Source organism: Buchnera aphidicola (Cinara pseudotaxifoliae) (genome assembly GCF_900128595.1).
GTDB lineage: Bacteria > Pseudomonadota > Gammaproteobacteria > Enterobacterales > Enterobacteriaceae > Buchnera_F > Buchnera_F aphidicola_J.
The window spans coordinates 377,656-397,816 of sequence record NZ_LT635893.1; the positions used below are offsets into that span (position 1 = coordinate 377,656).

32 protein-coding genes, 1 tRNA gene and 2 rRNA genes are annotated in these 20,161 nt (G+C 30.3%); 3 read left to right on the forward strand and 32 right to left on the reverse strand.

The window, feature by feature from the left end; genetic code table 11:
- The first annotated feature begins 9 nt into the window (after positions 1–9).
- Entirely contained in the window at positions 10–273 is a 264-nt protein-coding gene (gene ybeD, locus BUCIPSTX3056_RS01595) for a DUF493 family protein YbeD (RefSeq protein ID WP_075474859.1), read from the forward strand.
- 88 nt (positions 274–361) lie between these two features.
- On the opposite strand, the gene cspE is transcribed toward ybeD, so the two are convergent.
- The 5 genes from cspE to aroE all read right to left on the reverse strand — a co-directional run bounded on the left by cspE (position 362) and on the right by aroE (position 5,087).
- Positions 362–571: a transcription antiterminator/RNA stability regulator CspE gene (gene cspE, locus BUCIPSTX3056_RS01600; protein ID WP_025369112.1), complete on the reverse strand. Its 210-nt coding sequence runs from the start codon at positions 569–571 to the stop codon at positions 362–364.
- Positions 572–795: 224 nt separating this feature from the next.
- Positions 796–911, reverse strand: a 5S ribosomal RNA gene (gene rrf / locus BUCIPSTX3056_RS01605).
- A gap of 33 nt (positions 912–944) precedes the next feature.
- Positions 945–3,869 (reverse strand): 23S ribosomal RNA (locus BUCIPSTX3056_RS01610).
- A 133-nt stretch (positions 3,870–4,002) separates the two neighbouring features.
- Positions 4,003–4,074, reverse strand: a tRNA-Glu gene (locus BUCIPSTX3056_RS01615).
- A gap of 164 nt (positions 4,075–4,238) precedes the next feature.
- The gene (gene aroE, locus BUCIPSTX3056_RS01620; RefSeq protein WP_075474860.1) at positions 4,239–5,087 is read right to left on the reverse strand and encodes a shikimate dehydrogenase; all 849 of its coding nucleotides are present in this window, start codon (positions 5,085–5,087) and stop codon (positions 4,239–4,241) included.
- An 84-nt stretch (positions 5,088–5,171) separates the two neighbouring features.
- On the opposite strand from aroE, the gene def reads away from it, so the two are divergent.
- Both def and fmt read left to right on the forward strand, forming a co-directional pair.
- Positions 5,172–5,621: a peptide deformylase gene (def, locus tag BUCIPSTX3056_RS01625; RefSeq protein ID WP_075475025.1), complete on the forward strand. Its 450-nt coding sequence runs from the start codon at positions 5,172–5,174 to the stop codon at positions 5,619–5,621.
- A 41-nt stretch (positions 5,622–5,662) separates the two neighbouring features.
- Positions 5,663–6,619 carry a methionyl-tRNA formyltransferase gene (fmt, locus tag BUCIPSTX3056_RS01630; protein WP_075475027.1) on the forward strand — a complete coding sequence of 319 codons (957 nt, stop codon included), beginning with the start codon at positions 5,663–5,665 and terminating at the stop codon, positions 6,617–6,619.
- Positions 6,620–6,725: 106 nt separating this feature from the next.
- Here the strand turns inward: fmt and rplQ are convergent, their stop codons facing one another.
- The 27 genes from rplQ to rplC form a co-directional block, all read right to left on the reverse strand.
- Positions 6,726–7,088 (reverse strand): 50S ribosomal protein L17, encoded by a 363-nt coding sequence (gene rplQ / locus BUCIPSTX3056_RS01635; RefSeq protein WP_075474862.1) that lies wholly within the window; start codon positions 7,086–7,088, stop codon positions 6,726–6,728.
- Between the two features lie 75 nt (positions 7,089–7,163).
- On the reverse strand, positions 7,164–8,156 hold the full coding sequence (locus BUCIPSTX3056_RS01640; RefSeq protein WP_075474863.1) for a DNA-directed RNA polymerase subunit alpha: 993 nt from the start codon (positions 8,154–8,156) through the stop codon (positions 7,164–7,166).
- A gap of 30 nt (positions 8,157–8,186) precedes the next feature.
- The gene (gene rpsD, locus BUCIPSTX3056_RS01645; RefSeq protein WP_075474864.1) at positions 8,187–8,807 is read right to left on the reverse strand and encodes a 30S ribosomal protein S4; all 621 of its coding nucleotides are present in this window, start codon (positions 8,805–8,807) and stop codon (positions 8,187–8,189) included.
- A 36-nt stretch (positions 8,808–8,843) separates the two neighbouring features.
- Positions 8,844–9,236 carry a 30S ribosomal protein S11 gene (rpsK, locus tag BUCIPSTX3056_RS01650; RefSeq protein WP_075474865.1) on the reverse strand — a complete coding sequence of 131 codons (393 nt, stop codon included), beginning with the start codon at positions 9,234–9,236 and terminating at the stop codon, positions 8,844–8,846.
- A gap of 19 nt (positions 9,237–9,255) precedes the next feature.
- A complete protein-coding gene (rpsM, locus tag BUCIPSTX3056_RS01655; RefSeq protein WP_075474866.1) occupies positions 9,256–9,615 on the reverse strand; it encodes a 30S ribosomal protein S13 in 360 nt (119 codons plus the stop codon).
- A gap of 110 nt (positions 9,616–9,725) precedes the next feature.
- Positions 9,726–9,842: a 50S ribosomal protein L36 gene (gene rpmJ, locus BUCIPSTX3056_RS01660; protein ID WP_075474868.1), complete on the reverse strand. Its 117-nt coding sequence runs from the start codon at positions 9,840–9,842 to the stop codon at positions 9,726–9,728.
- A 35-nt stretch (positions 9,843–9,877) separates the two neighbouring features.
- On the reverse strand, positions 9,878–11,173 hold the full coding sequence (gene secY / locus BUCIPSTX3056_RS01665) for a preprotein translocase subunit SecY (RefSeq protein WP_075474870.1): 1,296 nt from the start codon (positions 11,171–11,173) through the stop codon (positions 9,878–9,880).
- A 44-nt stretch (positions 11,174–11,217) separates the two neighbouring features.
- A complete protein-coding gene (gene rplO, locus BUCIPSTX3056_RS01670; RefSeq protein ID WP_075474872.1) occupies positions 11,218–11,655 on the reverse strand; it encodes a 50S ribosomal protein L15 in 438 nt (145 codons plus the stop codon).
- Positions 11,646–11,840 carry a 50S ribosomal protein L30 gene (gene rpmD / locus BUCIPSTX3056_RS01675; protein ID WP_075474874.1) on the reverse strand — a complete coding sequence of 65 codons (195 nt, stop codon included), beginning with the start codon at positions 11,838–11,840 and terminating at the stop codon, positions 11,646–11,648. The genes rplO and rpmD overlap by 10 nt, the downstream gene beginning before the upstream one ends.
- Before the next feature lie 21 nt (positions 11,841–11,861).
- On the reverse strand, positions 11,862–12,356 hold the full coding sequence (gene rpsE / locus BUCIPSTX3056_RS01680; RefSeq protein ID WP_075474876.1) for a 30S ribosomal protein S5: 495 nt from the start codon (positions 12,354–12,356) through the stop codon (positions 11,862–11,864).
- Positions 12,357–12,378: 22 nt separating this feature from the next.
- Positions 12,379–12,747: a 50S ribosomal protein L18 gene (rplR, locus tag BUCIPSTX3056_RS01685; RefSeq protein ID WP_154021614.1), complete on the reverse strand. Its 369-nt coding sequence runs from the start codon at positions 12,745–12,747 to the stop codon at positions 12,379–12,381.
- A gap of 1 nt (position 12,748) precedes the next feature.
- Positions 12,749–13,288: a 50S ribosomal protein L6 gene (rplF, locus tag BUCIPSTX3056_RS01690; RefSeq protein ID WP_075474878.1), complete on the reverse strand. Its 540-nt coding sequence runs from the start codon at positions 13,286–13,288 to the stop codon at positions 12,749–12,751.
- Between the two features lie 35 nt (positions 13,289–13,323).
- Positions 13,324–13,716 carry a 30S ribosomal protein S8 gene (rpsH, locus tag BUCIPSTX3056_RS01695; protein WP_075474880.1) on the reverse strand — a complete coding sequence of 131 codons (393 nt, stop codon included), beginning with the start codon at positions 13,714–13,716 and terminating at the stop codon, positions 13,324–13,326.
- A 51-nt stretch (positions 13,717–13,767) separates the two neighbouring features.
- A complete protein-coding gene (gene rpsN / locus BUCIPSTX3056_RS01700; RefSeq protein ID WP_075474882.1) occupies positions 13,768–14,073 on the reverse strand; it encodes a 30S ribosomal protein S14 in 306 nt (101 codons plus the stop codon).
- 19 nt (positions 14,074–14,092) lie between these two features.
- On the reverse strand, positions 14,093–14,632 hold the full coding sequence (rplE, locus tag BUCIPSTX3056_RS01705) for a 50S ribosomal protein L5 (RefSeq protein WP_075474884.1): 540 nt from the start codon (positions 14,630–14,632) through the stop codon (positions 14,093–14,095).
- A gap of 17 nt (positions 14,633–14,649) precedes the next feature.
- Positions 14,650–14,967 (reverse strand): 50S ribosomal protein L24, encoded by a 318-nt coding sequence (rplX, locus tag BUCIPSTX3056_RS01710; protein ID WP_075474886.1) that lies wholly within the window; start codon positions 14,965–14,967, stop codon positions 14,650–14,652.
- A 15-nt stretch (positions 14,968–14,982) separates the two neighbouring features.
- Positions 14,983–15,354 (reverse strand): 50S ribosomal protein L14, encoded by a 372-nt coding sequence (gene rplN, locus BUCIPSTX3056_RS01715; RefSeq protein ID WP_075474889.1) that lies wholly within the window; start codon positions 15,352–15,354, stop codon positions 14,983–14,985.
- Positions 15,355–15,485: 131 nt separating this feature from the next.
- Entirely contained in the window at positions 15,486–15,740 is a 255-nt protein-coding gene (gene rpsQ, locus BUCIPSTX3056_RS01720) for a 30S ribosomal protein S17 (protein WP_075474891.1), read from the reverse strand.
- Entirely contained in the window at positions 15,737–15,934 is a 198-nt protein-coding gene (gene rpmC, locus BUCIPSTX3056_RS01725) for a 50S ribosomal protein L29 (protein ID WP_075474893.1), read from the reverse strand. The genes rpsQ and rpmC overlap by 4 nt, the downstream gene beginning before the upstream one ends.
- Positions 15,935–15,936: 2 nt before the next feature.
- A complete protein-coding gene (rplP, locus tag BUCIPSTX3056_RS01730; RefSeq protein ID WP_075474894.1) occupies positions 15,937–16,347 on the reverse strand; it encodes a 50S ribosomal protein L16 in 411 nt (136 codons plus the stop codon).
- An 18-nt stretch (positions 16,348–16,365) separates the two neighbouring features.
- On the reverse strand, positions 16,366–17,070 hold the full coding sequence (rpsC, locus tag BUCIPSTX3056_RS01735; RefSeq protein WP_075474897.1) for a 30S ribosomal protein S3: 705 nt from the start codon (positions 17,068–17,070) through the stop codon (positions 16,366–16,368).
- Complete coding sequence (gene rplV, locus BUCIPSTX3056_RS01740; protein WP_075474899.1) at positions 17,070–17,420, reverse strand: 50S ribosomal protein L22; 351 nt, start codon at positions 17,418–17,420, stop codon at positions 17,070–17,072. The genes rpsC and rplV overlap by 1 nt, the downstream gene beginning before the upstream one ends.
- Before the next feature lie 12 nt (positions 17,421–17,432).
- Positions 17,433–17,717, reverse strand: a complete 285-nt coding sequence (gene rpsS, locus BUCIPSTX3056_RS01745; RefSeq protein WP_075474901.1) for a 30S ribosomal protein S19 — start codon at positions 17,715–17,717, stop codon at positions 17,433–17,435.
- Between the two features lie 18 nt (positions 17,718–17,735).
- Positions 17,736–18,557, reverse strand: a complete 822-nt coding sequence (gene rplB, locus BUCIPSTX3056_RS01750; RefSeq protein ID WP_075474903.1) for a 50S ribosomal protein L2 — start codon at positions 18,555–18,557, stop codon at positions 17,736–17,738.
- A gap of 18 nt (positions 18,558–18,575) precedes the next feature.
- Positions 18,576–18,878 (reverse strand): 50S ribosomal protein L23, encoded by a 303-nt coding sequence (gene rplW, locus BUCIPSTX3056_RS01755; RefSeq protein WP_075474905.1) that lies wholly within the window; start codon positions 18,876–18,878, stop codon positions 18,576–18,578.
- Positions 18,875–19,480 carry a 50S ribosomal protein L4 gene (gene rplD / locus BUCIPSTX3056_RS01760; RefSeq protein WP_075474907.1) on the reverse strand — a complete coding sequence of 202 codons (606 nt, stop codon included), beginning with the start codon at positions 19,478–19,480 and terminating at the stop codon, positions 18,875–18,877. The genes rplW and rplD overlap by 4 nt, the downstream gene beginning before the upstream one ends.
- 13 nt (positions 19,481–19,493) lie before the next feature.
- Positions 19,494–20,126, reverse strand: a complete 633-nt coding sequence (gene rplC / locus BUCIPSTX3056_RS01765) for a 50S ribosomal protein L3 (RefSeq protein ID WP_075474909.1) — start codon at positions 20,124–20,126, stop codon at positions 19,494–19,496.
- Between the last annotated feature and the right edge of the window lie 35 nt (positions 20,127–20,161).

Genomic DNA, 20,161 nt, shown 5'->3' on the forward strand with positions numbered 1-20,161 from the left:
AGTATAAAAATGAATAATAAACTAGAAAAAATGCTGAAATTTCCATGTAACTTTACCTATAAAGTAATAGGGTTAGCTCAACCAGAACTGACCAACAATATAATTAAAATTGTGCAAACACACATCCCAGGGGATTATGCGCCAGATATAAAATCTAGCAATAAAGGAACATATTTATCTATCTCAATCACTATTTGTGCAAAAAATTTTATACAAATAAAAAACTTATATAAAGAATTGAGTAAAATTCATTTAGTAAGAATGGTACTATAAAAGATTTTGCGATGCGGTATTTTTAAATCCGCATCGCAAAAGCACTACTATATATGTAGTTTGTGTATAAAAATTTTTAATAATTTTCTTACAAACTAACTACGTTAGCAGCTGACGGGCCTTTTGCGCCTTCGGTAATTTCAAATTCAACACTTTGACCTTCTGCCAAAGTTTTAAATCCGTTGCTTTGAATAGCAGAGAAATGAACAAAAACATCTTTGCTTCCATCTTCCGGTGTAATGAAACCAAAACCTTTAGATTCATTAAACCATTTTACATTACCTTTAATCTTGGACATCTATATATTACCTTAGAATGAAAAATGTAAGCTAAAACTTATACCTATAGTAAATACATTATTTATAAATAATAAATCTAATATATATTCGTAATATCTTATATACAATATAAATATTTCATGTAAAAAATATGTACATTAAATTAAAAAATTAAAAAAACAATAGATATAAATAAGAATATAAAAATTTAAAATATGATAAAAATTAAATAAAAAAAAATAATACCTGGCAATGTCCTACTCTCACACAAGGAGACCTTGTACTACCATTGGCGTTGAAATGTTTCACTTCTGAGTTCGAAATGGATTCAGGTGGTACCATAACACTATTGTTGCCAGGTTTTATTTTTTAGAAAAACACCTCTGGTGTTGTAAGGTTAAGCCTCTCGGGTCATTAGTACTAGTTAGCTGAACATATCACTATGCTTACACACCTAGCCTATCTACGTCGTAGTCTACAACGTCCCTTCAGTAAATATATTTTATATATTTCAGGGAAAACTAATCTTGAGGCGAGTTTCGTGTTTAGATGCTTTCAGCACTTATCTCTTCCGTATTTAGCTACCGGGCAATGCCATTGGCATGACAACCCGAACACCAGGGATACGTCCACTTCGGTCCTCTCGTACTAGAAGCAGCCCCTCTCAATTTTCCTACGCCCACGGCAGATAGGGACCGAACTGTCTCACGACGTTCTAAACCCAGCTCGCGTACCACTTTAAATGGCGAACAGCCATACCCTTGGGACCTGCTTCAGCCCCAGGATGTGATGAGCCGACATCGAGGTGCCAAACACCGCCGTCGATATGAACTCTTGGGCGGTATAAGCCTGTTATCCCCGGAGTACCTTTTATTTGTTGAGCGATGGCCTTTCCATACAGAAACCACCGGATCACTAAGACCTGCTTTCGCATCTGCTCGCATTATCATGCTTGCAGTTAAACTGGCTTATGCCTTTACACTAACCTTACGATGTCCGACCGTAATTAGCCAATCTTTGTGCTCCTCCGTTACTCTTTGGGAGGAGACCGCCCCAGTCAAACTACCCACCAGACACTGTCTCTGTACCGGATTACGATACTAGATTAGAAAAACAATTTTTATAGGGTGGTATTTCAAGGTTGACTCCAATGATACTTGCGTATCAAATTCTCCGTCTCCCACCTATCCTACACAACAAAAATCAATTTTCAATGTCAAGCTATAGTAAAGGTTCACGGGGTCTTTCCGTCTTGCCGCGGGTACACTGCATCTTCACAGCAAATTCAATTTCACTGAGTCCTGGATGGAGACAGCCTGGCCATCATTACGCCATTCGTGCAGGTCGGAACTTACCCGACAAGGAATTTCGCTACCTTAGGACCGTTATAGTTACGGCCGCCGTTTACCGGGGCTTCAGTCAAAAGCTTTAGGTTTCCCTTAACTTCATCGATTAACCTTCCGGCACCGGGCAGGCGTCACACCGTATACGTCCACTTTCGTGTTTGCACAGTGCTGTGTTTTTAATAAACAGTTGCAGCCAGCTGGTATCTGCGACTAACTTAAGCTTCAAAAGTAAATTTTTACACTTATATGTTAGCGTGCCTTCTCCCGAAGTTACGGCACTATTTTGCCTAGTTCCTTCATCCAGGTTCTCTCAAGCGCCTTAGTATACTCTACTTAACCACCTGTGTCGGTTTCGGGTACGATTTACAATTCACCTATATGCTTAGAGGATTTTCTTGGAAGCGTGGTATTAGTTACTTTGTTATTTACATAACTAGTATTCGTATCTTAGACTTATACAGAAAATCGGATTTTCCTAATTTTCCATCCTACATACTTAAACCGAGACTACCAACCCCCGGATAACCTAACCTTCTCCGTTTCCCCATCGCAGTAAAAAATAAGTACTAGAATATTAACTAGTTTCCCATCGACTACGCCTGTCGGCCTCACCTTAGGGGTCGACTTACCCTGCCCCGATTAACGTTGGACAGGAAACCTTGGTTTTTCGGCGAGTAGGTTTTTCACCTACTTTATCGTTACTCATGTCAGCATTCGCACTTCTGATACCTCCAATGTTCTTTTCAGAACATCTTCACAGGCTTACAGAACGCTCCCCTACCCAATAAAAAATATATTTATTGCCGTAGCTTCGGTACATAATTTAGCCCCGTTATATCTTCCGCGCAAGCCGACTAAACCAGTGAGCTATTACGCTTTCTTTAAATGATGGCTGCTTCTAAGCCAACATCCTGGCTGTTTATGCCTTCTCACATCGTTTCCCACTTAACTATGATTTAGGGACCTTAGCTGACGGTCTGGGTTGTTTCCCTTTCCACAACGAACGTTAGCACCCGCTGTGTGTCTCCCGTGATAGCATTCTTCGGTATTCGGAGTTTGCGTTGATTTGGTAGGCCGGGATGGCCCCCTAGTCAAAACAGTGCTCTACCCCCGAAGATGAATTCACGAGGCGCTACCTAAATAGCTTTCGGGGAGAACCAGCTATCTCCCGGTTTGATTGGCCTTTCACCCCTAACCACAAGTCATCCGCTGATTTTTCAACATCAGTCGGTTCGGTCCTCCAGTTGGTTTTACCCAACCTTCAACCTGCTCATGGCTAGATCACCGGGTTTCGGGTCTGTATCTTGCAACTCTAAAAAATCGCCCATTTAAGACTCGGTTTCCCTACGGCTCCCTTATTAGTTAACCTTGCTACAAAATACAAGTCGCTGACCCATTATACAAAAGGTACGCAGTCACTTTTAAAAATTACAAGCTCCTACTGATTGTACGTATTTGGTTTCAGGATCTATTTCACTCCCCTAACCGGGGTTCTTTTCGCCTTTCCCTTACGGTACTAGTTCACTATCGGTCATTCAGGAGTATTTAGCCTTAGAGGATGGTCCCCCTGTCTTCAAACAAGATTTCTCGTGTCCCGTTCTACTTTCTGAATCCTAGAAAAAAAATACTTCACATACAGGACTATCACCTTGTATCGTTAGTTTTTCCACACTATTCTGCTATATTTTTAGTCCTTTTTGATTCTGGGCTGCTCCCTTTTCGCTCGCCACTACTAAGGGAATCTCAATTGATTTTTTTTCCTCAAGGTACTTAGATGTTTCAGTTCCCTTGGTTTGCTTTATTAACCTATTTATTCAGTTAATAATGTTGTTTTAACAACGGGTTTCCCCATTCGGAAATCATCGGATAATAACGCTTCATATCAGCTCACCGATGCTTATCGCAGATTAGCACGTCCTTCATCGCCTCTGAATGCCTAGGCATCCACCAAATACGCTTATTATGCTTAACCTTACAACCCACAGGTGTTTTTCTAAATTTTTATCATATCCAAATTTTTAAAGAACTAAAATACCAACCTATTTAATTCGTGAAGTGATTATATCATATATTTTTTTTTTAGTATACAAAATATTTTTAATTTTTGTCCTCTAGGGGATTTGAACCCCTGTTGCCGCCGTGAAAGGGCAGTGTCCTAACCGCTAGACGAAGAGGACTAAAAAAAAATAATAATATAACTACTAATTTTTAATGTTACATAAGGAATAAAAAGTGTCAAGTGTTTTTTCGTATATTTTATAAAATATTTATTTTTATCACTACAAATACACTTTATAAACAACTAGTTAATTTAAACATATTAACAATTAATTAGCAATTTTTATACTGTATTATTTAAATTTTTTATAATATTAATATTTTTTTCAATATTAGGTAATATTTTAAACCAAGAATAACATGAATACGCTGCTTGGGCAACTAGCATTCCTAAACCATCAGAAATATATCGACTACCTAAAATTTTACATAAATATAAAAATGGAGTCAATGTATTTGTAGTAGAGTATGAAATATCATAACATTTGGTTCTAGAACCTACTAAATTTTTGGGAAAAACGGGAGATGTATTATATATACTGCATGAAGTCGCATTAATTATTAAATCAAAACTATAATTTTTCATATCATCAGAAAAAATAAAAATATCACCAAAGTGTTTAAATGTATCTACTAAGTTAGATGCACAACTAATAGTTCTATTTAATATACAAACAGAACATTTTTTTTTTAATAAATGATATACAACAGAATAAGCAACACCTCCAGATCCTAATAGTAGTACTGTGCAATTTTTTTTAATATAACCTAAACGTTTTAAATCATATATTAAACCAATACCGTCAGTATTATCACCTATAATATTATTATTTGATATTTTAGTTAAAACATTAATAGAACCAGAAATTTTTACTATTTTAGTATGTTGATGAGGAATATCAAACGATATTCTTTTAAAAGGAACCGTGATATTGCATCCTAAACCACCTGTATTAAAAAATTTTTTAACTGTAGAAAAAAAATTTGATTTTTTACATAAAAAAGAGTTATAATGATAATTAATCTTTATTTCTTTAGAAAAATTTTTATGTATTGCTGGAGATAAAGAATGACTAACGGGATTACCAAATAAAGCAATAATTTTTTTATTTTTAACATTTTTAAAATACATATTTACTCCTCAAAGATAAAAAAAATAGCTTGATTGATTTTACATAAAAAAATTAATACATTAACTAAATATATAAAAAAATTTATGTCAGTACATAAAATTCTACAATTTCCTGATCATCGTTTACGAGTAAAATCTAAACCTATTAAAAAAATAAACCAAAAAATAATTAGTATTATAAATGATATGTTTGATACTATGTATGCTAATAATGGTATCGGACTTGCAGCACCGCAGATTAATATACCAAAACAGATCATTACAATTAGTTCTATTACACCACATCAATCAGAATTAATTTTAATTAATCCTATCATTTTAAAAAAAAACAAAAAATATATATGTACACAAGAAGGTTGTTTATCAATTCCTAAAAAAACAGCTAAAATTAATCGATCTAGTTACATAAAAATACAAGCATTTAATCCTTTTGGAAAATTATTTATACTTGAAGCTAGATCTTTGTTATCTATTTGCATTCAACACGAAATAGATCATTTAACCGGAAAATTGTTTATAGATTATATAAATTAACAATATACTTTTCTATTAAACAAATTATTATCTTAATTAATATGTTAAAAAAAATATCAAAAATTATCTTTGCGGGTAGTAATAATTTTTCTTTGGAACACTTACGTGCACTATTTTATTCTAAGTACACCGTTACTGCTGTACTAATTAAATTAGACAATCCTTTTTGCAAAAACAAGAATGAACAATTTTCTCCAATAAAAAAATTTGCTATAAGACATAATATTCAAATATTACAAACAAACAAACTTAATGAAAAAAAATTTTTTATAAAAATATCAAAAATTCAGGCTGATATTTTAATCGTATCATCATATGGATTAATAATACCATCTAATATTTTACAATTATTTTATTTTGGGGGGATTAATATACATGCTTCCTTATTACCTAGATGGAAGGGAGCAGCTCCAATTCAATGGGCAATCTTATCCGGGGATAGTTATACAGGAATCAGTGTAATACAAATGAATTCTAAAGTAGATTCTGGAAAAATAATTTATCAATTAACTTGTCCTATTAGTAGTAATGATAACACGAAAACTTTATCTGCAAAACTAATACCAATTTCATTACAGTGTATGTATCAATCATTAAATATGATTATATATCCAAAAAAAATAATTCAAAACTTAAAAAAAAATATAATTCCGACTATCGCTCCAAAAATAAAAAAAAAAGATGCAAAAATATGTTGGTCATTACCAGTAATTTATATAGATCGATTAATTAGAGCATTTAATCCGTGGCCTTGTTGTTATTTTCTTCTTAACAAAGATCATGTAAAAGTCAAAAAATTTTCCATTGCATCTTTTAATCAAAAAAAATTTAAAAATGGAGAAATTATTAGTATTAGTAAAAAAGGAGTAAAAATAAATACAAAATACGGAGTACTGCGAATTGAAAAAATAAAAATGCCTGGAAAAAAAACATTACATATAAAAGATATCTTGAATTCAAATAAACAATTATTCATTAAAAATAAAATATTGCCATAAATTAAAATGTATATTTTTAATAAAATTAAAAATACAAAAATAACGGCACAAAAATGCCGTTTTTATTAAAATTAAATATAAAAATTTCAACTTTGTTAAACAATTTTTATAAATTTCGACCTACTAATTCTACGTAGGCCATAGTAGCATTGTCACCTTTCCTAAAACCACATTTTAATATACGTAGATATCCACCGGGACGAGAATAAAAATATGGACCTAATTCATTAAATAATTTTTTAACAGTAAAAATATCACGAATTCGAGAAAAAACTACTCGACGATTAGCAATCGTATCATACTTTGATCTAGTAATAAGAGGCTCTACAAAACATCTTAATTCCTTAGCTTTTGGTAAAGTTGTTTTAATATATTCATATTGAATTAATGAACAAATCATATTTTTAAACATAGCTTTAACATGACTACGTTTTCTATTTAATAATCGTCCTTTTTTTTTATGTCTCATAATTCATATATCCTTTAACTTTATTTAAAAATTTCAAAATTATATATCTATAATAATCATTATTAACTCAAATATTTATTCATCTATCAAATTTTTTGGTGGCCAATTACTTAACTTCATTCCTAATGATAATCCTTTAGCAGATAAAATATCTTTAATTTCTGTCAATGATTTTTTACCTAAATTAGGTGTTTTTAACAACTCTACTTCAGTTTTTTGAACTAAATCGCCAATATAATGAATACTTTCAGCTTTTAAACAATTTGCAGAACGCACGGTCAACTCTAAATCATCTACTGGACGTAATAAGCTAGGATCGAACTCTGGTTTTTCTTCTTTAACTTCTGTTTCATGAATACCTCTTAAATCAACAAAAGATTCTAATTGTTCTGCTAATATAGTCGCGGCTTTTCTAATGGCTTCTTCTGGATCAATTGTACCATTAGTTTCCATTTCTATTATTAACTTATCTAAATCAGTTCTTTGTTCTACTCTGGCAGCTTCAACGTTATATATTATACGTTCTATAGGACTATATGATACGTCTAAAAATAATTTTCCAATAACACGATTATCTTCCTGTAATAAATCTTTTTGGGATTTAGCAGTTATATATCCTCTGCCGCGCATTACTTTCATGCGAATATCAATAGAAACATTGGGGCAAGTGATATTACAGATAACATGTTTTAAATTTATAATTTCTATAGAAGAATCATGGTTAATGTCTGCGGCAATAACAGGTCCAATACCGCTCTTTTTTAAAGATAAAATTACCTCGTTTTTACCAAATAATTTTATTGATAAACCTTTTAAATTCAATAAAATATCCAATATATCTTCTTTTATACCTTCTTTATACATATATTCATGTAATATTCCCTTTATTTCAACTTCAGTAACCGCGCAACCAGACATAGAAGACAACAAAATTCTTCTTAAAGCACTGCCTAGTGTATGTCCAAAACCACGCTCTAATGGTTCTAATGTAACTTTAACGTGTGTTGCGCTGATTTGTTCAATATTAACTAGTCTAGGTTTTAAAAAATCTTCTACAAAATCCTGCATACTACCTTTCTCCAACAATAGTCATATTTATTACTTCGAATATAATTCAACTATCAAATGTTCATTAATATCAGAAGATAAATCATGACGCTCTATCGGACGTAAAAATGTACCTTCCATTGTTTTATAATTTACATCTAACCAACTAGATGGTTCACGTTGTTTTGTAATTTCTATAGCAGCCTGAATTCTCATTTGTTTTTTAGAATGTTCACAAACAGAAATTTTATCTGTAGCAGAAACCTGATAAGAAGGAATATTCACAATTTTGTTATTTACACAAATAGACTTATGACTAATTAATTGACGTGATTCTGCTCTGGTAGAACCAAAACCCATACGATATACGACATTATCTAATCTATTTTCTAATAAAAATAACAAATTTTGACCTGTATTACCTTTTAATCTAGAAGCTTTTTTATAATAATTATGAAACTGTCGTTCTAATATTCCATATAAACGTCTTACTTTTTGTTTTTCTCTTAACTGCATACCATAACCTGATAGACGCAACTTTCTTAATCCATGTTGACCTGGAGATTGATCAATTTTACACTTAGATTCAATAGAACGTACACCTGATTTTAGAAATAAATCCAATCCTTCTCGTCGACTCAATTTTAACTTGGGACCCAAATATTTTGCCATATCTCTCTTCTCTTATTGTATACATAAATATAATCATTAAACTCTACGTTTTTTAGAGGGCCGACATCCGTTATGGGGAATAGGAGTAACATCTGTAATATTAGTAATACGAAATCCTGAAGCATTTAAAGCTCTAATTGTAGATTCACGACCCGGTCCAGGCCCTTTTACCATAATTTCTAAATTTTTTATACCGTAATCTTTAACTCGATCAGCACATTTTTCGGCTGCTACTTGAGCAGCAAATGGAGTGGATTTTCTTGAACCCCGAAAACCGGAACCCCCAGAAGTAGCCCACCCTAAAGTATTTCCTTGACGATCAGTAATAGTAACAATGGTATTATTAAATGATGCATGAATATGCGCAATACCATCTAAAACTTGTTTTTTTATACGTTTTTTAGGGATATTTACTGTTTTTTTTAACATAATCAATTATTTTTCCAAATTATCTACTTTTTATTAACTTTCTAGGACCTTTGCATGTACGAGCATTTGTTTTAGTTCTTTGTCCACGTACTGGCAAATGTTTGCGATGACGTAACCCTCTATAACAACCGATATCCATTAATCTTTTTATGTTGGTGGTTCTTTCTCTACGTAAGTCCCCTTCAATTAAAAAAGTAGATATAAGCTTACGTAATTTATCAATTTGTTGTTCATTTAATGCATTAATTTTAATATCATGTCTAAGATTTATAGCTTTACAAATTTTTTTAGACAATGATAAACCAATTCCATAAATTCCAGTTAAAGCTATTAATAAATGCTTATGATCAGGAATATTTATTCCGGCAATTCTGGTCACAAAAGTTTCCTCTATTTATATATATTGCATAGTACATCTATGTATAACTTTGAAAAAAATTTACTAAATTAGTACAAATATTTTTTACAATCAAAACATATACATTAAAACTAACCTTGTCTTTGTTTATGTTTAGGATCATTCTTACAAACAACACGGATTACGTTTTTCCGACGAATAATTTTACAACTACGACATAATTTTTTTACTGATGCACGAACTTTCATTGATACTCCAAAATAAATATTATACTGATATTATTTTAATTCTTTAAATATAAATTTGCTTTTTTTAATATCTTTTTATATTGAGTAGACATCATTAATGTTTGTATTTGTACAATAAACTCCATAAGTACTACTACTACAATTAATAAAGAAGTACCTCCAAAATAAAAAGGAACTTTCAACCAAGAATGCATAACGTCAGGTACTAGACATATAAATACAGTATATATAGAACCAATTGTTGTTAACTTTAAAACAATTTTTTTAATATATTGTTCAGTTTGTAATCCCGGTCTAATTCCAGGTACAAATGCACCTGACTTTTTTAAATTAACAGCAGTATCTTTAGAATTAAACATTACACTAGTATAAAAAAAACAAAAAAATATTATCAATATTACATTTGTTAACATATAAACATTGTGATTAAATTTAAAAAAATCAAAAATTTTTACTAAAAATATTTTGTTGTTAAAAACATGACGACAATATGTCAATATAATTGACGGAAAAAGAATCAGACTAGAAGAAAAAATAACAGGTACTACCCCAGCCATATTAACTTTTAAAGGTAAATAACTGTGATGTGACGCATACATGCTTCTTCCTTGATGACGACGAGCATAGCATACAACAATATTGCGTTGACTTTTTTCAAAAAACACTACTGTAAAAATTACAGCAAACATAACTAATAATATTAGTAATAAATATAAATTATTAAAGTGGTAAATACGCATTACAGAAAATGTCTTTTGAATAGAAGCAGGCAAAGAAGATATTATTCCAAAAAAAATTATTAACGAGATACCGTTACCTATACCTTTATCAGTAATGAATTCTCCCAACCACATCAAAAAAATAGTTCCGGTTACCATACTAATAATTGAAATTATATAAAAATAAAAATCTGTAAACACAAAAATATTTTTCATACCAGGTATAAAAGGAAGTCCGATTACCACACTGATTGACTGAATTATAGATAATAATAAAGTTAAATATTTAGTATATTGATTAATTTTTTTTGTTCCTTCCTCTCCTTCTTTTTTTAAATTACGTAAATGCGAACAAATTAATGTTAATAATTGAATTAAAATAGAAGAAGAAATATATGGCATTACACCCAACGTAAATATTGAAACACGATTTAATGATCCTCCAGAAAAAATATTAAACATGGTAAACAAAGAACTGTTTGTATGAGTAAAAAATTGTTCTAATACTTTCATATTAATACCTGGAATCGGTATAAAAGAACCAATACGAAATATTATTATAGCAATAAAAACTAACCACATTCTTTTTTTTAAATTATATAATATAGACATAATATACTTTCTGTTAGTAGTAAAATTATTTAAGTAAAAAATATTTATTTTGTAATCGTTCCTCCGATTGATTCAATGTATATTCGTACTCCTTTAGTAACAGATAGTCCAGAAATTACTATTGGTTTTTTTATTACTCCAACTTTAATAATCTTAACATATCTAATATTTTTTTTAATTAAATTTGTTTTTTTTAAAACAGATAGATTTATTATCTTAAAATGAGAAATTCTATTTAATTCAAATAACCTAATTTCATCTATAAACATTTTTTTTCTAGATATAAAACCAAATTTAGGAATTCTTCTATATAAAGGTGTTTGTCCTCCTTCAAAACTTTTTCTAACATTTCCTCCTGATCTAGATTTTTGACCTTTATGTCCTCTTCCACCTGTTTTTCCTAAACCTGAACCAATTCCTCTACATATACGCTTTCTTTTTTTTTTTATACATATAGAGCTTGACAATACATTTAAATACATAATTTTTTCCTTTCATTAACAGAAACCATATAAAAAACTTTCTTAATCATACCACGAATAGAAGGAGTATCTTCTCGTTGTACGGTGTCACCAATATGACGTAAACCTAATCCTTTAACTGTAGCTATATGTTTTGGTAAACGACCAATATGACTTTTTGTTTGAGTAATAAAAATTCTTTTCATAAATAAAATACACCATTTATTTTAAATATTAATAATAGATTTTCCAAGTTTTTTCGTTATCATTTCTGGCGATCGAATTTTTTTTAAACCATTAATAGTAGCTTTAACTACATTGATAGGATTAGTAGATCCATATATTTTAGCTAAAATATTTTGAATTCCTATAACTTCTAAAACAGCCCGCATAGCACCACCAGCAATAATTCCTGTACCATCCGATGCAGGTTTCATAAATATCTTAGATCCTGTATGAGAACCATATACAGAATGTTGTATGGTATTTTGATTTAATGGAATAACAATCATATTTTTTTTAGCTTTTTCCATAGATTTTTGAATCGCAGAAGGAACTTCTCGAGCCTTACCATAACCAACACCTATTTTTCCTTTACCGTTACCTACAACTGTCAATGCAGTAAATGAAAAAATTCTTCCTCCTTTTACTGTTTTTGATACACGGTTAACTATAATCAATTTTTCTTGTAAATCTAGAGATAATTTTTTATCAAAATTCATATACATCATCCTTTTTTTTTATTTAAAAAACCAAACCAGATATACGAGCAGATTCAGCTAATTCTTTAACTCGACCATGATATTTAAAACCAGAACGATCAAAGAAAACAACTTTTATTCCTTTTTTTAATGCTCGTTCGGCAATTAATTGTCCAATTATTTTAGCAGAATGTTTATTTCCAGTATAGGTATGATTAATGTTTAGCTTTTTAAATTCTACAGTAGAAGCACTTGCAGAAATAGTGGATTTTTTGGAAACCACAATTTGAGCATATATATGTCTAGAAGTACGATGTACTACCAAACGAAATAATCGATTAGAATGTTTATTCTTACGTATTTTAGTACATCGACGAATTCGTGAATATTTTTTATTAATTTTTCCTTTCATGCTACTTTTTTTTAGCCTCCTTGATTCGTACAATTTCATTAAAGTAACGAATACCTTTTCCTTTATAGGGTTCGGGAGTACGATATAATCGTATATTTGCCGCTACCTGTCCAACTAATTGTTTATCTATACTTTTCAAAACAATTTCAGTTTGAGATACTATTATAGCTGTTACCATATGTGGAATTTTATAAATTACTGGATGCGAAAAACCTAAATATAATTTTAGAACGTTTTTATTTTCTAGTATAACACGATACCCAACGCCAAATAAATTTAATTGTTTTTTAAAACCTTCTGTAACGCCTAAAACCATGGTGTGGACTAAAGAACGACAAGTACCAGCTTGCATCCAACCATATGATTCAGATAAATGATTATGTGAAAAAAATAAAGAATCATCCTTTTTAAGAATTTTTACGCATACATGCATTATACGCGTTAATGAACCCAAAGGTCCGTTTACTGTAATTTTACAATCAGATAAATTAACGGTTACATTATTTGGAACAATAATGGATGATTTTGCAACACGAGACATTTTTAGGTTCCTCTATTTAAATAAAATCAATAAAATTAACTTACATAACATATAATTTCTCCACCTAATCCTTTTTTCCGTGCCGCTTTATCAGTCATCATACCCCTAGAAGTAGAAAGAATAGCAATGCCTAGATTATTCATTACAACAGGTATTTTACGTTTTGTACAATACTTACGTAAACTTGGACGACTTACTCGAGAAATATATTCAATAACTGATTTTCCATCATAATATTTTAAAAAAATTTTTAATTGAGAAATTTGGATATTTTGTATTTTATAATTACAAATATATCCTTCATACTTTAAAACTTTAACAATATTTTCTTTAATTTTAGAAAAAGGAACAATCACAAAGATTTTATTGGAGCGTTGACCATTACGAATAGATGTCAACATATCTGCTATAGGGTCTTGCATACTCATAAAATGTACCTTATATCATATAATTTAGTTAATTTACAATTCTAACAAGAATTACCAACTTGCTTTTGTTAAACCTGGTATTTCCCCTTTCATGGCAGCTTCACGTAATTTCATACGACTCAATCCAAACTTACGAAGAAAAGCATGTGGGCGTCCAGTTTGTCGACAACGATTGCGTTGTCGTGATGGACTAGAATCTCTGGGAAGAGTTTGTAGTTTTAGCATAGCGTTCCAACGATCTTTATCAGATGATAATTTCGATTTTATAATTTTTTTTAATTGAGTGCGTACTGAATAATATTTTATTGCTAATTTAGATCTTTTAATTTCTCTAAATTTCATAGATTGTTTAGCCATTATATTTACCGTTATAATTTTATTTTTGAAATGGAAAATTAAACGCAGAAAGCAACTGTTCACATTCTTCGTTAGAATTAGCGTTAGTAGTAATTGTGATATCCATACCCCTAATAGAATCAATTTTTTCATAATTAATTTCAGGAAAAATAATTTGTTCACGAATCCCTAAACTGTAATTACCTGTACCATCAAATGATTTACGCGATAAACCTCTAAAATCACGTATACGAGGTATAGCAATAGTTATTAACTTATCAAAAAAATCCCATTGTCTTGTACCTCTTAAAGTAACCTTACATCCTATTGGATAACCTTTACGAATTTTAAAAGTTGCAATAGATTTTTTAGCAACAGTTATAACCGGTTTTTGACCAGAAATTCTCATTAAATCATTCATAGCGTGTTCTAATACTTTTTTATCTGTTACAGATTTTCCTACACCCATATTTAAAGTAATTTTTTTAATTTGAGGAACAGCCATAACAGTAGAATAATTTAATTCTTTCATTAATTTAGGAATAACATAATTCACATAATGAACATGCAGTCTTGCCATATCTTAATTTCCTCCTTTTATGTCAACGATTTTTTAGTAGATTTATATCTACGTGTTTTTTTACCATTGATCCAAAAAAATTCTATTTTATCTGGTTTATTTGTTTCTTTATTAAAAATAGAAACATTAGATATATGAATAGGTGATTCTTTTGAAATAATCCCAGCTACTTGTTGTTTTTCTGGAATTGCTTTTTGATGTTTTTTAACTAAATTAACACCTTGCACTATAACTGTATTATTGCCATGATAAATCTTCTGTACTATACCTATCTTACCTTTATCTCTTCCTGTTAATACTATTACTACATCATGAAAACGTATTTTTGCAGCCATTATTTAGTTTCCTTATCATAATACTTCTGGAGCTAAAGAAATAATTTTCATAAAAGATTCCGTTCTTAATTCTCTTGTAACCGGACCAAATATACGAGTCCCAACAGGTTGCCCGGTTGTATCGTTTAACATAACACATGCATTATTATCAAAACAAATCATTGATCCATCCGGTCTCCTAATCCCTTTTTTAGTACGAACAATAACTGCTTTCATAACATCACCTTTTTTAACTTTACTACGAGGAATCGCTTCTTTAATTGCTACCTTAATTATATCACCAATACCTGCATAACGTCGACGAGAACCACCTAATACCTTTATACACATAACTAACCGAGCTCCAGAATTATCAGCTACATGTAAAACTGTTTGTACTTGAATCATATATATAATCCTATATTTTATATTTAAAAATGTAAAATTTTAAAAATAATATAATTATTAAATATAACAACAGAAGACATGAAACTATTTATTCATAATTCTCATGCCTCCGTGTATAAAAATAAAAAATTTTAAGTAAAAGACTTTTCTAAAACACGCAAAAGAGTCCAAGATTTAGTCTTAGAGATTGGTCGGCATTCATAAATTTCAACTATATCACCAATTTTGCAAACATCCTGTTCATCATGTACACATAACTTCGTTCTTTTTTTTACATATTTTCCATAAATAGAATGTTTTATTTTACGATCTATATTCACAATTATAGATTTTTGCATTTTATTACTAACAACACAACCTTTCAAAATATTTTTTTTATCATTCATGATATATCATTTATCCGATCTGTTAAAACAGTTTTAATGCGCGCAATATCCTTTCTAATTTTTTTTATTACATGCGTTTTTTTTAACTTTCCGGACGCTAATTGTAAACGCATATTCAATTGTTCTTGTAATAATCCTAACAATTTTTTTTTCAAGTCTTGTTTACTAATATCATTTTGTATAACATTATGCATAATTAGAATACCGTTTTATAAACAAAAATAGTTTTAATAGGTAGCTTGGATGAGGCTAGTTTAAACGCGGAGCGTGATTCTTGCTCGGAAATACCCTCGATTTCATATAATATTTTTCCAGGTTGAACTAAAGCAACCCAGTATTCTACGTTTCCTTTACCTTTTCCCATACGTACTTCTAAAGGTTTTTGCGTAATAGGTTTATCGGGAAATACACGAATCCACATTTTTCCTTGACGTTTAACCGATCTAGTAATTGTTTTACGAGCTGATTCAATTTGTCTAGCTGTCAATCTACCCCTGTTAACAGCTTTTAAACCGTATGTTCCAAAACTTATTTTATTATCAACAGAAAAACCTCTATTTTTTCCTTTATGCATTTTACGAAACTTAGTACGTTTTGGTTGTAACATACACACATCTCCGTAATTTTATCTACGATTTTTTCGAGAAAATTTTTTCATAGAACCAAATTTTTTTTTATCTTGTTGTTTTTCTAAAACCATTCCACCTAATATTTCTCCCTTAAAAATCCATACTTTAACACCAATAATTCCATATGTAGTATGTGCTTCTGATACACTATATTCAATATTAGCTCTTAAAGTATGTAAAGGAACTCGACCCTCCCTATACCATTCCCTTCGTGCAATTTCTACTCCACCCAAACGTCCGCTTACTTCAATTTTTATACCTTTTGCACCTTGACGAATAGCATTTTGTACAGAACGTTTCATAGCTCTGCGAAACATTATTCTTCTTTCTAACTGAGAAGCAATGTTATCAGCTACTAATTTAGCATCTAATTCTGGGTTTCGAATTTCAGAAATATTAATTTGAGTCGGAACACATGTTAACTTAGAGATTTGAACCCGTAATTTTTCAACATCTTCACCTTTTTTACCAATCACAATACCAGGCCTAGCTGTATAAATAGTTAATTTAATACTTTTTGACAAACGTTCAATAATTATTTTTGAAATAGAAGCAGTAGCCAATTTCTTCATTATAAATCTACGTACTTGAAAATCACTATCTATATAATTTGAAAATTCTTTTTTACTAGCAAACCAAACAGAATTCCATGATTTAATAATACCTAATCGCATACCATTAGGATGTACTTTTTGACCCATTATAATCCTCCACAATGTTTTATATCCGATAAAACAATTGTTGCATGACTTGTTCTTTTTAAAATTCTATCCGCTCTACCTTTTGCTCTAGGCATCATACGTTTCATACTACTTCCTCCGTTAACAAAAATCTGTGAAATAATTAATATTTTTAAATCAACTCCATAATTATGCTCAGCATTAGCCAAAGCTGATTGCAATAATTTTTTCATTAAAAGTGCTGATTTTTTATTCACACTAGATAGAATGCGTAATGCTAACAATGCTTTTTTACCGCGAATAATATTAGCTATTAAACGAATTTTTTGAGCAGAGGAACGAATTTGATTATATTTCGCTGATATATTCATTTTTTTTATAGTTTATTTTAAGGTTTTTTTAATTTTTTTATCTGCAACATGTCCTCGATACGTTCTTGTCATAGAAAATTCTCCTAACTTATGACCAACCATTTCTTCTGTAATAAATACTGGAATATGTTGACGACCATTATGCACAGATATAGTTAAACCAATCATATTAGGAAAAATAGTAGAACGTCTAGACCATGTACGAACTGGATTTTTTTTTTCTTCTCTTAATGTCTTCTGAATTTTTTTTAATAAATGACCATCAATAAAAGGACCTTTTCGGAGAGAGCGAGGCATATGCAATATATCCTATAGTTATTTTTTTCTATGACGAACAATAAACGATTCAGTTCGTTTATTTTTACGAGTTTTTTTACCTTTTGTATTTACACCCCAAGGACTAACTGGATGTTTACCAAAATTCCTTCCTTCACCACCACCATGCGGGTGATCAATAGGATTCATAGCTGTACCACGTACTGTCGGTCGAATACCTCGACGACGAGTAGCTCCTGCTTTACCTAACATACGTAGCATATGTTCTGAATTGCCTACTTCACCTATTGTAGCTCGACATTCTATATGAATTTTCCTTAACTCTCCCGAACGCAAACGAACAACAGAATATGTGTCTTCTTTAGAAATTAATTGTACATAACTACCAGCAGATCTTGCTATTTGTCCTCCCTTACCAATTTTTATTTCAACATTATGTAACACTGTTCCTACAGGAATATTTTTAATAGGTAAAGCATTTCCAATTTTAATTGATACAGAAGAACCTGATTCAATAACATCACCTATTTTAATACCTTTTGGTTCTAAGATATAATACCTACTACCGTCCTGATATAGTATAAGAACAATATTAGATGATCTATTAGGATCATATTCAATTCTTTGTACAACTGCTTTGATATTATCCTTACATCGTTTAAAATCAATACAACGATATAATTTTTTATGTCCTCCACCGATATGTCGAGTAGTAATACGACCGTAATTATTTCTTCCGCCAGTTTTAACTTTATTTTGCAATAAAGGTGAATAAGGTTTTCCTTTGTACAAACCAGGATGAGTTACTTTAATTACATGACGTCTACCAGGAGATGTAGGTTTACATTTTATAATTGTCACATAAACTCCTTATCGTATTTATTTAGAATGCCCTAAAAATTCTAAGTTTTGACCTGACTGTAAAATTACATACGCTTTTTTCCAATCCATACGCTTACATACTTTATTTTTTTGACGTTTTCTCTTTCCTTTGATAATTAAAGTATTTATTTTATATACTCGAACCTGAAAAATTTTTTCAATCGCTAATTTAATTTCTAGTTTAGTAACATATTTTCCTACTTTAACTACTACAGTATTATACTGTTGCATAGAATTAGATGTTTTTTCAGAAACATGTGGAGACGATAATACTTTTAATAACTTTTCTGTAAGAATCATTGAAACATAGCCTCAATTTTTTTAATTGCTGATATTGTAACTAATACGGTATCGTATGATATTAAACTAACAGGATTAATAGCATTAACACTTAAAACGCATACACAATATAAATTTCTAGAAGCATAGAATAAATTTTGACTTACAGGATCTGTAATAATCAAAACACGTTTTAAATTCATTAATTGTAACTTTTTAAACAACATTTTTGTTTTAGGAGATTTCAAAAAAAAATCTGCAAATAAAAATAAACGATTTTGTCTAATTAATTCTGAAAAAATACTTTTCAGAGCACCTTGATACATCTTTTTATTTATTTTTAAAATATATTTTTTAGATTTAGCTGCAAAGGTTACACCACCTGATCTCCAAATAGGACTTCTCAAAGATCCTGCTCGCGCTTTACCAGTACCTTTTTGTCTCCATGGTTTTTTCCCTGAACCAGATACTTCTGAACGACTTTTTTGAGCCTTACTACCTTGTCTTTTTCGAGCTAGATAAGTAACTATAGTCTGATGAATTAACGGTTCGTTAAACGACACATTAAAAACCTTCTCAGATAATATATATGTTTCATTAGTATCCTGTAATATTAATTCCATATTTCATACTCCTTTATTTTTCTTTAACAGAAGGTTTTAATATTATGTCGCTTCCAACATAACCAGGAATAGATCCTTTAATCAATATTATTTTTTTAATATCATCTATCTCTATAACTTGCAAATTTTGCATGGTAACACGCGTGTTACCTAAATGACCCGACATTTTTTTACCTTTAAAAACATGCCCAGGTGTTTGATTTTGACCAATCGAACCTGGAACACGATGAGATAAAGAATTTCCATGAGTAGCATCTTGCATCCTAAAATTCCACCGTTTAACTGTACCAGAAAAACCTTTTCCCTTTGAAAAACCAGTTACATCTACCTTTTTAACATTACTAAATGAATTAACAGTTATTCTCTGACCACACTTAAATTGTAATGATTTTTTACATCTAAATTCCCATAAACCTCTACCTACAGGAGCAAGGTGTTTTAAAAAATGACCTTTTTCTGGTTTTAAAATACTAATTTTTTTTTTTATTCCTGTAGTTACTTGAATAGATTCATAATTATCTGTTTTAAATGATTTAATCTGTACAACAAAGTTGTCAAGAACTTCTACAATAGTCACGGGAATAGATAAACTATCTTCTGTAAAAATACGCGTAATTCCTAATTTTTTTCCTACTAAACCTATCATTTCCAACTTACCTTTTATTAATTAATAAATAACAT

Excerpts from the sequence above, each read along its gene's own strand:
- rpmD (WP_075474874.1), bottom strand. The coding sequence starts at position 11,840 with ATGAAAAGAATTTTTATTACTCAAACAAAAAGTCATATTGGTCGTTTA.
- rpsK (WP_075474865.1), bottom strand. The coding sequence starts at position 9,236 with ATGTTAAAAAAAACAGTAAATATCCCTAAAAAACGTATAAAAAAACAA.
- rplD (WP_075474907.1), bottom strand. The coding sequence starts at position 19,480 with ATGGAATTAATATTACAGGATACTAATGAAACATATATATTATCTGAG.
- rplQ (WP_075474862.1), bottom strand. The coding sequence starts at position 7,088 with ATGAGACATAAAAAAAAAGGACGATTATTAAATAGAAAACGTAGTCAT.
- rpsS (WP_075474901.1), bottom strand. The coding sequence starts at position 17,717 with ATGCCTCGCTCTCTCCGAAAAGGTCCTTTTATTGATGGTCATTTATTA.
- rpsH (WP_075474880.1), bottom strand. The coding sequence starts at position 13,716 with ATGAGTATGCAAGACCCTATAGCAGATATGTTGACATCTATTCGTAAT.
- rplN (WP_075474889.1), bottom strand. The coding sequence starts at position 15,354 with ATGATTCAAGTACAAACAGTTTTACATGTAGCTGATAATTCTGGAGCT.
- rplC (WP_075474909.1), bottom strand. The coding sequence starts at position 20,126 with ATGATAGGTTTAGTAGGAAAAAAATTAGGAATTACGCGTATTTTTACA.
- rpsC (WP_075474897.1), bottom strand. The coding sequence starts at position 17,070 with ATGGGTCAAAAAGTACATCCTAATGGTATGCGATTAGGTATTATTAAA.
- rpmJ (WP_075474868.1), bottom strand. The coding sequence starts at position 9,842 with ATGAAAGTTCGTGCATCAGTAAAAAAATTATGTCGTAGTTGTAAAATT.
- rplR (WP_154021614.1), bottom strand. The coding sequence starts at position 12,747 with ATGAAAGGAAAAATTAATAAAAAATATTCACGAATTCGTCGATGTACT.
- fmt (WP_075475027.1), top strand. The coding sequence starts at position 5,663 with ATGTTAAAAAAAATATCAAAAATTATCTTTGCGGGTAGTAATAATTTT.
- rplF (WP_075474878.1), bottom strand. The coding sequence starts at position 13,288 with ATGTCTCGTGTTGCAAAATCATCCATTATTGTTCCAAATAATGTAACC.
- rplO (WP_075474872.1), bottom strand. The coding sequence starts at position 11,655 with ATGTATTTAAATGTATTGTCAAGCTCTATATGTATAAAAAAAAAAAGA.
- rpmC (WP_075474893.1), bottom strand. The coding sequence starts at position 15,934 with ATGCATAATGTTATACAAAATGATATTAGTAAACAAGACTTGAAAAAA.
- rplE (WP_075474884.1), bottom strand. The coding sequence starts at position 14,632 with ATGGCAAGACTGCATGTTCATTATGTGAATTATGTTATTCCTAAATTA.
- rpsQ (WP_075474891.1), bottom strand. The coding sequence starts at position 15,740 with ATGAATGATAAAAAAAATATTTTGAAAGGTTGTGTTGTTAGTAATAAA.
- BUCIPSTX3056_RS01640 (WP_075474863.1), bottom strand. The coding sequence starts at position 8,156 with ATGCAGGATTTTGTAGAAGATTTTTTAAAACCTAGACTAGTTAATATT.
- rplP (WP_075474894.1), bottom strand. The coding sequence starts at position 16,347 with ATGTTACAACCAAAACGTACTAAGTTTCGTAAAATGCATAAAGGAAAA.
- aroE (WP_075474860.1), bottom strand. The coding sequence starts at position 5,087 with ATGTATTTTAAAAATGTTAAAAATAAAAAAATTATTGCTTTATTTGGT.
- rplW (WP_075474905.1), bottom strand. The coding sequence starts at position 18,878 with ATGATTCTTACAGAAAAGTTATTAAAAGTATTATCGTCTCCACATGTT.
- secY (WP_075474870.1), bottom strand. The coding sequence starts at position 11,173 with ATGTCTATATTATATAATTTAAAAAAAAGAATGTGGTTAGTTTTTATT.
- rpsD (WP_075474864.1), bottom strand. The coding sequence starts at position 8,807 with ATGGCAAAATATTTGGGTCCCAAGTTAAAATTGAGTCGACGAGAAGGA.
- rpsN (WP_075474882.1), bottom strand. The coding sequence starts at position 14,073 with ATGGCTAAACAATCTATGAAATTTAGAGAAATTAAAAGATCTAAATTA.
- cspE (WP_025369112.1), bottom strand. The coding sequence starts at position 571 with ATGTCCAAGATTAAAGGTAATGTAAAATGGTTTAATGAATCTAAAGGT.
- rplX (WP_075474886.1), bottom strand. The coding sequence starts at position 14,967 with ATGGCTGCAAAAATACGTTTTCATGATGTAGTAATAGTATTAACAGGA.
- ybeD (WP_075474859.1), top strand. The coding sequence starts at position 10 with ATGAATAATAAACTAGAAAAAATGCTGAAATTTCCATGTAACTTTACC.
- rplV (WP_075474899.1), bottom strand. The coding sequence starts at position 17,420 with ATGAATATATCAGCGAAATATAATCAAATTCGTTCCTCTGCTCAAAAA.
- rpsE (WP_075474876.1), bottom strand. The coding sequence starts at position 12,356 with ATGAATTTTGATAAAAAATTATCTCTAGATTTACAAGAAAAATTGATT.
- def (WP_075475025.1), top strand. The coding sequence starts at position 5,172 with ATGTCAGTACATAAAATTCTACAATTTCCTGATCATCGTTTACGAGTA.